Origin of the sequence: Clostridium chauvoei (genome assembly GCF_002327185.1) — a bacterium.
Taxonomy (GTDB): domain Bacteria; phylum Bacillota; class Clostridia; order Clostridiales; family Clostridiaceae; genus Clostridium; species Clostridium chauvoei.
On the sequence record NZ_CP018624.1, the window covers coordinates 1613939 to 1628460 of the forward strand.

The 14522-nt window shown below is 29.3% G+C and carries 11 protein-coding genes and 1 other RNA gene; 1 reads left to right on the forward strand and 11 read right to left on the reverse strand.

All coding sequences use genetic code 11. The features are described 5' to 3' along the window. Nucleotides 1-6: 6 nt before the first annotated feature. The 10 genes from galT to BTM21_RS07610 all read right to left on the reverse strand — a co-directional run bounded on the left by galT (nt 7) and on the right by BTM21_RS07610 (nt 10597). On the reverse strand, nt 7-1521 hold the full coding sequence (gene galT / locus BTM21_RS07565; protein ID WP_079481808.1) for a UDP-glucose--hexose-1-phosphate uridylyltransferase: 1515 nt from the start codon (nt 1519-1521) through the stop codon (nt 7-9). Nucleotides 1522-1543: 22 nt separating this feature from the next. Beyond that, nucleotides 1544-2713, reverse strand: a complete 1170-nt coding sequence (locus BTM21_RS07570) for a galactokinase (protein WP_172000992.1) — start codon at nt 2711-2713, stop codon at nt 1544-1546. Between the two features lie 201 nt (nt 2714-2914). Then, nucleotides 2915-3910: a LacI family DNA-binding transcriptional regulator gene (locus BTM21_RS07575; protein WP_021875304.1), complete on the reverse strand. Its 996-nt coding sequence runs from the start codon at nt 3908-3910 to the stop codon at nt 2915-2917. A gap of 271 nt (nt 3911-4181) precedes the next feature. Continuing rightward, nucleotides 4182-4524: RNase P RNA component class A (gene rnpB / locus BTM21_RS07580), an RNA gene on the reverse strand. Nucleotides 4525-4578: 54 nt separating this feature from the next. Then, nucleotides 4579-4833: a hypothetical protein gene (locus BTM21_RS07585; protein ID WP_079481249.1), complete on the reverse strand. Its 255-nt coding sequence runs from the start codon at nt 4831-4833 to the stop codon at nt 4579-4581. Between the two features lie 84 nt (nt 4834-4917). Continuing rightward, nucleotides 4918-5703 carry a Nif3-like dinuclear metal center hexameric protein gene (locus BTM21_RS07590; RefSeq protein WP_021875303.1) on the reverse strand — a complete coding sequence of 262 codons (786 nt, stop codon included), beginning with the start codon at nt 5701-5703 and terminating at the stop codon, nt 4918-4920. A gap of 11 nt (nt 5704-5714) precedes the next feature. Further along, nucleotides 5715-6407, reverse strand: coding sequence for a tRNA (adenine(22)-N(1))-methyltransferase (locus BTM21_RS07595; RefSeq protein ID WP_021875302.1), 693 nt, complete (start codon nt 6405-6407; stop codon nt 5715-5717). Between the two features lie 44 nt (nt 6408-6451). Further along, nucleotides 6452-7561 (reverse strand): RNA polymerase sigma factor RpoD, encoded by a 1110-nt coding sequence (gene rpoD, locus BTM21_RS07600; RefSeq protein ID WP_021875301.1) that lies wholly within the window; start codon nt 7559-7561, stop codon nt 6452-6454. A gap of 27 nt (nt 7562-7588) precedes the next feature. Beyond that, complete coding sequence (dnaG, locus tag BTM21_RS07605; RefSeq protein WP_079481248.1) at nt 7589-9370, reverse strand: DNA primase; 1782 nt, start codon at nt 9368-9370, stop codon at nt 7589-7591. A gap of 198 nt (nt 9371-9568) precedes the next feature. Then, nucleotides 9569-10597 (reverse strand): deoxyguanosinetriphosphate triphosphohydrolase, encoded by a 1029-nt coding sequence (locus BTM21_RS07610; RefSeq protein WP_021875299.1) that lies wholly within the window; start codon nt 10595-10597, stop codon nt 9569-9571. A gap of 150 nt (nt 10598-10747) precedes the next feature. Here BTM21_RS07610 and BTM21_RS07615 point away from each other — a divergent pair, with 150 nt between their 5' ends. Then, the gene (locus BTM21_RS07615; protein ID WP_021875298.1) at nt 10748-11815 is read left to right on the forward strand and encodes a CotS family spore coat protein; all 1068 of its coding nucleotides are present in this window, start codon (nt 10748-10750) and stop codon (nt 11813-11815) included. A 37-nt stretch (nt 11816-11852) separates the two neighbouring features. On the opposite strand, the gene ppdK is transcribed toward BTM21_RS07615, so the two are convergent. Continuing rightward, the gene (gene ppdK, locus BTM21_RS07620) at nt 11853-14483 is read right to left on the reverse strand and encodes a pyruvate, phosphate dikinase (RefSeq protein ID WP_079481247.1); all 2631 of its coding nucleotides are present in this window, start codon (nt 14481-14483) and stop codon (nt 11853-11855) included. Between the last annotated feature and the right edge of the window lie 39 nt (nt 14484-14522).

Consider the following 14522-nt stretch of genomic DNA (forward strand, 5'->3'; position numbering starts at 1 on the left):
AATCACCTACAATCCAAGAATAAATTTATCAAAGGCATATTGTCCTTTTTCATCTCTCTTGTACACTCCAGCATCTTTTAATACTGCTAAGAACTTAAGTCCTACCTCTTGTTGTAGTATATCCTCTACATTCTCTTCATTTATATTTTTATATTTGTTAATTATTTCAAGAACCCATAGCTTATGTTTTAAAAGTTCTTCTTTTTCATCTATTTCTGAAATTCTTTCTGTATTTAAAAGGAAATACTTAATTTCTTTAAGTTCTTTTTTTAGTCTTGATGGTAAAATAGCAAGTCCCATAGCTTCAATTAAACCAATATTTTCTTTTTTAATATGGTGTAATTCTTCATGTGGATGGAAAATTCCATAAGGAAACTCTTCAGTAGTTCTATTATTTCTTAAAACTAAATCAAATTGATAGTTTTCACCATTTCTTCTTGCTATAGGAGTTACAGTATTATGAGGAGTATCTCCTGTAAATGCATGAATATCAACCTCTTCATCTGAATAAGTTTTCCACTTTTCATATATATATATAGCTGCCTTTAAAATAGACTCTTTATCTTTTCCTTCTAGTCTTATTACAGACATAGGCCACTTAACCTTTCCAATTTTAACATCATTAAATTTATCAATTTGGAATTCCTTTTCAACCTTAGCTTTAGCCATTGAGAATTCATAATTTCCACCTTGAAAATGATCATGTGCAAGAATTGAACCACCAACTATAGGTAAATCTGCATTTGTACCTACAAAATAATGTGGGAATTTTTCTATAAACCCTAAAAGTCTCTTAAAGGTAGCTTCTGTTATTCTCATAGGATCATGACTTCCTTTTAGAACTATACAATGCTCATTATAATAAACATATGGTGAGTATTGTAAAAACCACTTTTCTTCATTTAAAGTAAGCGGGATAATTCTATGATTTTCTCTAGCTGGATATCCAATTCTACCTGAATGCCCTTCATTTTCTACACAAAGCAAACATTTAGGATAGTTACTTGAAACAACATTCTTTTTAGCCGCTATGTCTTTAGGATCCTTTTCTGGTTTAGATAAATTTATAGTTATATCTAAATTTCCATACTCTGTAGCTGTTTGCCACTTAATATCCTTTTTAACCCTATCAGTTCTTATATAATTAGTAGCTCTACTTAAATCATAATAATAATTAGTTGCCTTTTTCGGATCTTCTTTATATAATCTATTAAACTCTTTTATTATTATAGAAGGCATCTTAACTAAACATCCCATAATTTTAGTATCTAAAAGGTCTCTTGACTCTACCCCATTACTTTCTAAAATGCCTATTTTAAAAGCATAATCTAATATATTTTCTAAGCATTCAGTTGGAGTTTCAAGATTTTCTTCTATATTTCCTACTTCTTCTACTTCATTTAATTTTAGAATATCCATTATTCTATTTGTTACAAAAATTTTATCCTCTAATTCTATTAAACCTTTTTTAATTCCATATTGAAGTAATCTTTCTATCTCATATGAAATATTAATACTCATAATATCCACCTTCTTATCTATTTTAGTCAAGTCTTCTTGCCCCATCGCCTATATTAACAACATAAAAATCAGCTTCATAACCTATTTTTTCTTTATATGCTTCTCCAACATTTTTAATAAAGTTATCTATATCTTTATTTTTCACTAAACTAACTGTACATCCACCAAAGCCTGCACCTGTCATTCTTGAACCAATTACTCCTTCTTGTTTCCATGCAAGTTCTACTAATGTATCAAGTTCTATTCCTGTAACTTCGTAATCATCTCTTAATGATACATGAGAAGCGTTCATAAGCTTTCCAAATAACTCTACTTCATTATTCTTTAAAGCTTCAACAGCCTTTAATGTTCTTACATTTTCATAAACTGCATGTTTTGCACGTTTTCTATTTATCTCGTCAACAATTAGATGCTTGTACTTTTCAAATTCTTCTTCACTTAATTCACCTAAGGCATTTATCTTAACTTCCTTTTGTAAATCTTTTAATGCAGCTTCACATTGACCTCTTCTTTCATTGTATTTAGAATCTGCTAGTCCTCTTCTTTTATTTGTATTTGATATTACAATAGATGAATCAACTAAGTTAATTGGTGCATAAGAATACTTTAAAGTATTTGTATCTAATAATGTAGCACAGTTTTCCTTTCCCATTCCTATTGCAAATTGATCCATTATTCCACAATTTACACCTATAAATTTATTTTCCGCTAATTGTGAAAACTTTACTAAATCAATCATATCAACATTTAATTTGAATAAATCTCTTAATGTAACTCCTGTAACTAACTCTAATGATGCAGATGATGATAATCCAGCTCCATTTGGTATATTTCCATATACATATCCTTCAAAACCTGAATCAATTGTATAACCATTTTCTCTTAAAGCCCAAATAACTCCCTTAGAATAGTTTGCCCAATCATGTTCTTTTTCATTTTTCAAGTCATCTACACTAAACTCTAAAACTCCTAATTCTGAGAAATTCTTTGAGTATAATCTTATAAGCTTGTCTTCTCTTTTTCTAGCTATCATATATGTTCCAATTGTTAAGGCACAAGGAAAAACATTTCCTCCATTGTAATCTGTATGTTCTCCTATTAGATTTACTCTGCCTGGTGCAAAATAATTACCTTGTGGTTCTTCACCAAAAGTTTTAATAAACTCATTAACTAATTCTTGTAACATTTTAATACCTCCACCTAATTACCATTTATTTAAACGCTTTCAAATATATTAAAATTTTAAAACAATTCTCTATATTCTTATTTTAGTAAAGAGGATTGATATTGTCAATAAATTTACTAAATTTTTTACTAAATTATTTATATTGTTTTACTATATTATTTAAAATAAAAAGAAGCTTGTAATAAATTTAACTACAAGCTCCTAAAATTACTTTATACTTTTACAACTTTCTCTTATTTTTAATTTAGAGTTTATTACGACTTTTTTTCTATAACATCTATTTGTTAATATATTCTCTATCATCAAATCTACTGCTGCCATCCCCATAAATTCAGTATAAACTTTAACTGTAGATAATGACGGTATCATATATTTAGCAGTTGGAATATCATTAAATGCCACAACACTTATGTCATCTGGTATTCTAAGACCTTTTTCTGCAATAGCCTTATAAGCGCCTACAGCCATAGTGTCACTTCCAATAAAACAGGCTGTTGGTATTAACTCTTCCTCTAAAGCTTGTTTCATAAGTCTATATCCATCTTTATGTGTAAAATCACCAGTAAAAACTTTATTCTCACTATTTATGCCTTTATTTTTTATATATTCAATAAAATTAACTTCTCTTTCATCTATTATATATTCTATGCCATTTCTATAAGTTTCACGACCACCTATATAAACAATTTTTTCATGCCCTAAATTAAATAAGTAATCTAAAGCTTCATACATCGCCTCTCTAAAATCTACTACTACAGAATCATACAGCTTATTATTAGGTGAAGAGTCGACAAAAACTATATTTGATGTATTTTTTCTTATAATTTCTATTTCATCTAAGCTAAACTTTCCTATAGCTATAATTCCATCTACATTTTTAAGTTGATCCATTCCATTTTCACTATGAACTGTTATAATATTTATAGATTGTTCTAGACATTTCTTTTCAACAGCTAGCCTTATTGATAAATAATAAGGATCTCCTAACTCTTGTTCCGCTGTGTACCAATGTAGAATCCCTATAGTTTGTGTTTTATTTTTCTTTCTATTTCTTACAGATACATATTCTAATTCATCTGCCGCTTGAAAAATTTTCATTTTTGTCTCATTTGCTACATTAAGTGACTCATCAAAATTTAGTACTCTAGATACTGTAGATGATGAAACTCCAACTAAGTTAGCAATATCTTTTATTGTAGCCATTAATATATCCCCCTGGAAGTAATTATCTATTTAATAAAATTAATACTCATTAATATATTTCCACTTCTTTCTTACTTATATAATACAACCTAGAAAATCACCCGTCAATATTTTACTAAAAATTTACCAAACAATAATTTTGTTTTCAGTAAAGTATATTAAAATAAGCAAAAAAATCAGCATATCTAAAAGTGATATAACTGATTTTTAAATAAAATATATTAACTAAACAAAAAGAAAAACACTAGGCTTTAAACCTAGTGTTTTTCATAGTACGAGACAAGCCATAAGCGGAGTTCTGTATTAAGCAATCATCTATCTAGGCTTACTGTTGCCAATAAGCTCAAGCGACACACCCGGAGGCGGGACGGGCAGCCCCATTTGCCTCACTCTCGGTCTTGCTCCAAGTGGGGTTTACATAGCCATGATGTCACCACCATGCTGGTGAGCTCTTACCTCACCTTTCCACCCTTACCTAAGTAACCTTAGGCGGTATATCTCTGTTGCACTTTCCTTCAAGTCGCCTTGACTGGACGTTATCCAGCACCCTGCCCTGTGGAGCTCCGACTTTCCTCTCCTAGATCAAGTCTAGCAGCGATTGCATGTCTTACTCGCAAGTTTTATATTATCACATAAATCAAAGTAATACAATATTTTTTTTAAAATTATTAAACAAACTGTAAAACTATAAGTAAAATAGCAAGTATTAGCCATGAATAAAATCCAATTCCCGAGAATAAGAGAGTTAAAATCATAAGAACAAAAATACATATCCTTGCTTGAATGCAACAAAAATTATTTCTACAATTTAAACTATTACCTATATTTCTTGATACATTATCACTAAAATCCTTAATAGTTTTTTTAAAGAATTTTGCCCAATCATTACCCTTTTTTTTATGATAATATCTATTACTTCCCATCCACCAAACTCCTACAATTGCTATTATTTATAAATATGTTATATATTCTGATTTGATACTTTTTAAACTAAAAAAAATAAATCCCTATACAAAAGTATAGGGATCTTTAACTATCTTTGATGTTATAAACTCAACATCTTTAAAATTATTTATTACTTTTTCTATTGTCTTTAAAAAAACTAACCATTCAGAAGAAAAATGTCCAATATCTAAAATCGATACTCCCATTTCTTTATAATCAGAAGCGTAATGATAAGTAGTATCTCCTGTAATAATACAGTTAACTCCTTTTTCTACAGCTCTATTAATGAAATCTTGCCCACTTCCATTAATTATAGCTATATTTCTTATCTTTTCATTTCCAATAGAAATTCTTAAATTGTCTATATTTAATTTTTCTTTTACTATATCTACTAAATCCATTACTTCTATCTCTTTATCTAATCTCACTACTCTTCCAAGTCCTGCATTAGAATTTTTCTTATTTATTTCTAATAATTCATCTGATTTAAATCCTAACATATCAACTATATTTTTATTTAATCCTTCTTCTGCAGAATCTAAATTAGTGTGACTAGAGTATAAACTTATATTATTTTTTATAAGCTCTATTATTTTCTTTCCTAGTAATGTTTCTGTAGTAATGCTATTTGGCTTTCTAAAGATAAGAGGATGGTGAGTAAGTATCATATCAACCTTTAGACTCTTTGCTTCTTCTATAACCTCTAAAGTACAATCTAAAGCTACTAAAACCTTTTTAACTTCTTGATTTTTATCTCCAAGCATTAACCCCACATTATCAAAATCTTCTTTTAAATATGTAGGAGCTAATTTTTCCATTTCACTCATAATATCTTTAACTTTTTTCATTTTAAATCACCTTATAAAAAATTAATCATATTTGATAATACTGAAATTTTTTCAGTTAATTCTTCTTTTCTTGAATTTGCTGATGGTGTATCATCAGTTATAAAACTCACTATCTTATTATATTGATCTAATTTATAACTTAAATATTCCTTCATTAAAGGATGTTTTTCCATTAATAATTTAGGACTTATTTCATAATATATATTATCTAAGATAGTATTTTCCCCATCTTTTCTCTTAACCTTAAATAATTCATAGTATTTACCTTCATCTAAGCACAAATCTTCTTGTATTATTTCATAATCATTAGTATATAAGTATTCTCTTAATACTTCTGGATTTTGTGCTGGTTGAAGTACTAAGTAGTCTAATTCATTTACTATACCTATACTATCTTCTAGTATATCTCTTATTAAATTCCCACCCATTCCAGCTATAATAACAGCTTGAGCTTCTTTTTCTTTTATTACACTTAATCCATTTCCTAATCTAAAATCTAGTTCTTCTCCCACCCCTTCTAGAACAGCATTAAGCCTAGCTTTATCAAGAGGTTCTTTATTTACGTCAGATGCTATAGCTTTATCACATAAACCATTTTTCAATGCATATATAGGGATGTATCCATGATCTGTTCCTACATCTATTAGGGATTCTACTTTATCTAATTTATTTATAATAAAATTTAATCTTTTGCTTAATTCCATTTAATTCTACTCCTTACTTAAAGTAAAATTAGCACCACTAGGTGCTAATCTAAATAATCTTTTAATTTTTTACTTCTTGATGGATGTCTAAGTTTTCTAAGGGCTTTTGCTTCTATTTGTCTTATTCTTTCTCTAGTTACATTAAATTCTTTTCCTACTTCTTCTAGAGTTCTAGCTCTTCCATCATCTAAACCGAATCTCAATCTTAATACTTTTTCTTCTCTTGGAGTTAATGTATCTAAAACATTTATTAATTGTTCTTTTAACATTGTAAATGCAGCTGCTTCAGCTGGTGCTGGTGCATCATCATCTGGAATGAAATCTCCTAAGTGTGAATCTTCTTCTTCACCTATTGGAGTTTCAAGTGAAACTGGTTCTTGAGCAATTTTTTGTATTTCTCTAACTTTGTCTACAGGTAAATCCATAACTTTTGAAATTTCTTCTGGGAATGGATCTCTACCTAATTCTTGAAGTAATTGTCTTTGAACCCTTATAAGTTTATTTATAGTTTCAACCATATGAACAGGTATTCTTATAGTTCTAGCTTGATCTGCTATAGCTCTAGTAATTGCTTGCCTAATCCACCATGTAGCATACGTTGAAAATTTAAAGCCTTTTCTATAATCAAATTTTTCTACAGCTTTTATTAATCCAAGGTTTCCCTCTTGTATTAAATCTAGGAATAACATACCTCTTCCTACATATCTTTTAGCTATACTAACAACCAATCTTAAATTAGCCTCTGCTAATTTTTTCTTTGCATATTGGTCTCCTTCTTCTATTCTTAATGCTAAATTAATTTCATCTTCTGATGATAAAAGAGGAACCTTCCCTATTTCTTTTAAGTACATTCTAACAGGATCATCTATAGCTATACCTTCTGGAACTGAAACATCTATTTCCTCTTCCTCAACCTCTTCTACAGCATTTACCTCACCTAATACTTCTATTCCCATTGATTCTAGAACTTCATATATCTTTTCTATTTGTTCTGGTCCTAAATCTATATGTTCAACTTCATCCATTATTTGTTTATATGTTAATGTACCAGTTTTCTTACCTTTATCCAGTAGGTTTTTAACTACTGCCATTTTATTATTCTTATCCTCGTTATTCTTTTTGCCTTGTTTAGCTTTAGTTTTTTGATCTACCATTACATTACCTCCTTTCGCTATGACCACCTATTCTCTCACACCTCTTTTCAATAATTCTGCTATCTTAGTTAATTCAATAGCGATATGAATAGACTCTTCAATCTTCCCTTCTGCCTCTAGTAATTTTTGTTGTTTTTTTAAATCCTCTAATCTTAGGTTTAATTTATAATTATCTATTTGTTTTATAAAATCCTTAATTAATTTTTTGCTATCATTCACCTTAAAAACATTATGCTCTTTTATTTTCACTAATTCCTCTAAAGTCTTAACATTATTACATTTTGATTCTACAAAGCTCATTATATTATTTATTCTTCCCATTTTACCATCTTTAATAATGGAGAATATTTCTTTATGTTCTTCTAATATTAAATCCTCTTCTTTTAAAATATTAATAATGTATTCAAAATAGTCGTCTTCAAGCATTAATTTCATTAAAGATCTCTCCGCCTTTAAAAAACCAGGCTCTACATATAATTTTGTTCCATTATATTCCTTATTATTCATAAATTTATCATTATTTATGTTTTTTGTCATTTCACTTGATAATAAGTCGTATAAAGCTTGCTCTCTTATACCAGTATTCTCTGAAATTTTTTTAACATAGACATCTTTTTCCACAGGATTTAATTTAGCTAAAATATTGGTAACCCTTTTACCATATTTAGCAAGAGAATCGCTTTCTTTAAAATTTATTCCCTCTTCAGCTCTCTTTAATCTATAATCAATTAATGGCTCAGCATTTTTTATTAAATTTTTAAATGCTTCTTTTCCATTACTTCTTACAAATTCATCAGGATCCTTACCTTGTGGAATATTTAAAACTCTAACTTCAAATCCTGCATCTTTTAATATTTCCAATCCTCTTAACGTTGCTGTTTGTCCTGCTATATCTGCATCATAAGAAATTATAACTTTATCTGCATATCTTTTTAAAAGCCTTGCTTGATTAGTAGTTAATGCTGTTCCTAATGAAGCTACAACATTTGTAATCCCATATTGATGCAAAGTTATTAAATCCATATATCCTTCTACTATAATAAAGTATCGTTCCTTCAAATTGCTTTTAATAGCAAAATTTAAGCCATATAAATTAGTTCCTTTTTGAAAAACTAGAGTTTCTGGTGAATTTAAATATTTAGGTTTTGAATCGTCTAGCACCCTTCCACCAAATCCTATTACCTTCCCCCTATAATCAAATACAGGGAAAATAACTCTATTTCTAAATCGATCATATTTATTTCCAGTTTTTTGAGATGTTGATACTAATCCTGCTTCTAATAATATTTCCTCATTGAATCCTCTTTTTCTTAAGTATAAAAGCAAATTATTCCAACTTTCTTTTGCAAATCCTAGTCCAAATCTCTTCATAGTTTCTTCTTTAATACCACGATTTAAAAAATAATCTTTAGCTTCTGAAGTGCTCATTAAATTTCTAAAGAAGAATCTAGCTGCTTCTACGTTAACATTATAAAGCATCTCTTTCTTCTTAGTTATAGGACTCTTTCCTTTATTACCGTCCTCTATTGTTATATTAACTCTCTCTCCTAAATATTTTACAGCATCTACAAAAGGTAGATTTTTAGTTTTCATAACAAAAGTAATTACATTTCCAGCTTCTCCACATCCAAAACATTTATATATTTGTTTATCTTGAGATACAGAAAAAGACGGGGTTTTTTCATTATGAAAGGGACATAACCCTGAAAAATTTCTACCTGATCGTTTAAGTCTTACAGACTCTGATATAACATCTACTATATCATTTTGCTCTTTTATCTTTTCTAAAATTTCTTCAGAAATCTGCAAGGAGATCCACCTCCTCACTATTTTTTTTCGTCAACCTTTTAAGTATTCGACATTTTATATATATTTCCTTCTTAAAATATAATTTAACATAATATTTTAAGTACTTATATCTATTTATATTCTTTTCCAACTTTAAAATTCCTTTTTTTCGTCATGAAAATATTTTTCCCAGAAAAAATTTTCTTATTCTTTAATTTACTAATAAATTACAAACTTTGGTACAAAAATACGATTAAAGCAATTCAAACAATAATCGTCACTCATACCTGCAATATAATCTGCTACAGCTCTTTCTAACCCTTCACTTTCTAAAATCTTCTTATAAGTATCTGGTAGTTTTTCGGGATATTTACAATAATGCTCAATTAATTGAACTAATATAAACTTGGCTTTTTCTCTTTCAGAGCTTAAAAAGTCTCCTAAGTATATGTTTTTGAACATATACTTTCTAAGTTCTGTCATAGCTTCCCAAACTTCCTTGCTTAAAGATATATCAACTACTCCACTTTCCAAACTCTTTGTAGTGTTATTTATTACATCTAAAACTAATGTATCAATTCTTTCTGAGCTAGTAGACCCTAAAGTTTTTCTAATATCTACTGGCAAATCATACTCTTTTAATAATCCTGCTCTTATAGAATCATCTATATCATGATTTAAATATGCAATTTTATCACTTATTTTAACTACTCTACCTTCTAAAGTCTTAGATTTATTATCAAATTTTCCAAGAGCACTATGATTTAAAATACCATCTAGCACTTCCTCGGTTAAGTTTAATCCCATGCCATTCTTTTCAAGCTTTTTAACAACTCTTACACTTTGCTCATTGTGTCTAAATCCATCTTTAAGGAATTCATTTAATACTTCTTCTCCATTATGAGCAAAAGCTACATGTCCTAAATCATGACCTAAAGCTATAGCTTCTATTAAATTTTCATTTAATCCTATCCCAACTCCTATACTTCTTGCAACTTGCGAAACCTCTAAGGTATGAGTTAGTCTAGTTCTATAATGATCTCCAAAGGTTTTTATATAAACTTGGGTTTTATGTTTTAATCTTCTAAAAGATTTACAGTGAACTATTCTATCTCTATCTACCATAAAACACGTTCTTATAGTATCCAAATCTTCTTTCCTTTCTCTTCCAAGACTTTGTACACTGTGAGTTGCTTCTGGTATTAATGTCAAGTTTTCAAAACTCTCTATTTTTTCCCTTACATTCATATATCTCACCTCTATTAATGATATTCTATACTTTTGCCTAAATCCCTTTATTTAAGTATTTCATTATAATTTCATTATTTATAATATTCTAGTATATTTATTTTATTTTACTAATATCATAATAATGAATAATTTTATAAGGAGATTAAAATGGGAAATACTAATTATAAAAAAAATTCCAGAGAAGAATTGTTATCTCTCGATAAAATAAAGGCATTTATCTTACCAAACTATGAACTTGAATATGCTAATGTTACAATGGTGAAATTTAAAGATACCGAAAAACAAAGGGCTGTTTACAAAATAGACTATAAAGGTAAAAATTATTGTTTAAAAAAAGTGTATTATGATGAAGCTAATCTTCTATATGTTTACTCTGCTATGGAATGGCTCTATAGGAATTCTATTTTAGTTCCTAAATTACTTCCTACTATTAATGGTCATAGATATGTTATGTACTCTGATATGCTATTTATTTTAACCCCTTGGTTAGAAGGCGACAAATGCAACTTCGACAATATGCATCATTTACAACTTTCTGCTAAAACACTAGGTACATTACATAAAGTTTCTAGAAACTTTACTCCAATAGAGGGTAGCTGTTTAAGAAAAGGCTTAGAAGATTATCATCTATCTGTATATAAGCATTTTAATCAGTTATTAAATGCTGTAAATAGCGCACATAAATATAACGATAAATTTTCTAATATTTTTCTTGCTAACTTAGATGAAAACTTAAGGTTAGCTAAACTTTCAGTCGAAATATCTTCTTCGATTAAATTGGATGAACTTTCCTCTTCCCTTTGTCATGGAGATTATGTAAATAAAAATATTATAATTGATAATAATAATGTTTGTATCATAGACTTTGATAAATGTAAGCTAGATTACTCTGCTCATGATTTAGCATATTTCCTAAGACGTTTACTTAAAAGAGAAAATACCAATTGGAATATCGAAATAACTACATATGTAATCGATAGTTATTTATATTCTAATAATTTAACTGAATCTGATTTAAAATATATTTTAGCTTATATTGCTTTTCCTCAAAAATACTGGAAATTATCTAGAGATTACTATAAAAATATAAAGAAATGTAATAAAACCTCTTTTGTTCATTTATTAGAAAAAGGCCTTAGTAAGACAAGTAATCAACTTGAATTTGTATATGAAATGATGAAGGTTTTTAAAGATAAGTATAATATAACTTTTTAAATTCAATAAAAAAGGAGACCAAGTGGTCTCCTTTTAATTATCTCTTATTTTTAACTTGAGCTTGTGCAGCTGCAAGTCTTGCAAGTGGAACTCTAAATGGTGAACATGAAACATAATCTAATCCTATATTGTGACAGAATTCAACTGATGATGGATCTCCACCATGCTCTCCACAAATTCCAAGTTTAATATCTGGTCTTACTGATTTACCCTTTTCCACTGCTAATTTAACTAATTGACCAACTCCTGTTTGATCTAGTTTAGCAAATGGGTCTTGCTCATAAATTTTCTTATCATAATAGTCTGCTAAGAACTTAGCTGCATCATCTCTTGAGAATCCAAATGTCATTTGAGTTAAATCATTTGTACCAAATGAGAAGAATTCAGCTTCTTTTGCAATTGCATCTGCAGTTAATGCAGCTCTTGGAATTTCTATCATTGTACCAACTTTATATTCTAATTTAACTCCATGTTCATCCATTACAGATTCTGCTGTTTTAACAACTATATCTTTAACATATTTTAATTCTTTTATTTCACCTACTAAAGGAATCATTATTTCTGGAACTACATCATAACCTTTATTGTTCTTAACTTCTATTGCAGCTTCAATTACCGCTCTAGTTTGCATCTCTGCTATTTCCGGATAAGATACTGCTAATCTACATCCTCTATGTCCCATCATTGGATTGAACTCATGTAGACTCTCTACAGTAGCTTTAAGTTCTTCAAATGTTAATCCCATCTCTTTAGCTAATGATTCTATATCTTCATCACTATGAGGTAAGAATTCATGTAGTGGTGGATCTAAGAATCTTATAGTAGCTGGCATTCCTTCTAAAGCTTCATAAATTCCTATAAAATCTTCTCTTTGCATTGGAAGTAATTTTTCTAAAGCTTTTCTTCTTTGCTCTTCATTTTTAGCAACTATCATTTCTCTAACTGCCATTATTCTATCTTCTGCAAAGAACATATGCTCAGTTCTACATAAACCTATACCTTGCGCTCCAAACTCAACAGCTTGTTTTGTATCTCTTGGAGTATCTGCATTAGTTCTAACTTTTAACTTTCTAATTTCATCAGCCCAACCCATAAATTTAGCAAAATTTCCTGATATCTCTGGTGTAACTGTTTTGACTGCTTCTCCATAGATATTTCCTGTAGTACCATCTATTGAAATATAATCATTATCTCCATAAATCTTTCCGTTAACTTCTAATGTCTTATTTACTTCACTTATTTTAAGATCTCCACATCCTGCAACACAGCATGTTCCCATTCCTCTAGCTACAACAGCTGCATGAGAAGTCATACCCCCTCTTACTGTTAATATACCTTCTGCTGCAATCATTCCTTCTATATCTTCTGGTGAAGTTTCAAGTCTTACTAAAACTACTTTTTCACCTTTTTCTTTTCTTTCCTTAGCTTCTTCAGCTGTAAATGCAATTTTACCACATGCTGCTCCTGGAGATGCTGGAAGTCCTTTGGCAATTGGTGTAGCTTTCTTTAATTCATCTGTATGGAATGCAGGATGAAGTAATGTATCTAGTTGATGTGGCTCAACTTTTAATATAGCTTCTTCCTTTGTTAACATTCCTTCTTCAACTAAATCAACAGCAATCTTTAATGCAGCTTGAGCTGTTCTCTTACCATTTCTTGTTTGTAAGAAGTAAAGCTTACCTTCTTCAATAGTTATTTCCATGTCTTGCATATCTTTATAATGATGCTCTAACTTGTTAACAATTTCTGTGAATTGTTTATATATTGCTGGGTTTTGTTCTTCTAATCTAGCAATTGGAAGTGGAGTTCTAATACCTGCAACAACATCTTCGCCTTGTGCATTCATTAAGTATTCCCCATATATTTTATTTTCCCCATTTGCTGGGTCTCTTGAGAATACAACTCCTGTTCCTGAAGTTTCTCCCTTATTACCAAAAACCATTTCTTGCACGTTTACTGCTGTACCCCATTCCCCTGGAATATCATTTAATCTTCTATATACTATAGCTCTTGGATTATCCCATGATCTAAATACAGCTGTAATAGCTTCTATTAATTGATGTTTTGGATCTTGAGGGAATTCTTCGCCTCTTTCTTTTTTATATAATTCCTTATATTTGACTATTAAAACTTTCAAGTCTTCTGCTGTTAATTCAGTATCAAACTCTACTCCTTTTTCTTCTTTTAATTCATCTATTAAATTTTCAAATAGTCTTTTTTCTATGTTCATAACAACATCTGAAAACATTTGAATAAATCTTCTATATGAATCGTATGCAAATCTTGGATTACCAGTTAGTTTAGCCATAGTTTCTACTGACTGATCATTTAATCCAAGATTTAATACAGTATCCATCATACCTGGCATTGATACTCTAGCTCCAGATCTTACTGATACTAATAACGGATTTGTTAAACTACCAAATTTCTTTCCTGTGATTTCCTCTAATTGTCCAATTTTTTCATGAATTTCTGAAATAATATCTTCTGATATTATTTTTCCATCTTCATAGTACTTATTACACGCTTCTGTTGTAACTGTAAATCCTTGTGGTACTGGAATCCCTAGTAAAATCATTTCTGATAAATTTGCTCCTTTACCTCCTAGAAGGTTCTTCATAGACCCATTGCCCTCACTAAAAAGGTAAACGTACTTCTTTCTTTCCATCTCAATACTCCTCCGTTTTAATCAAATTGAAATATATAT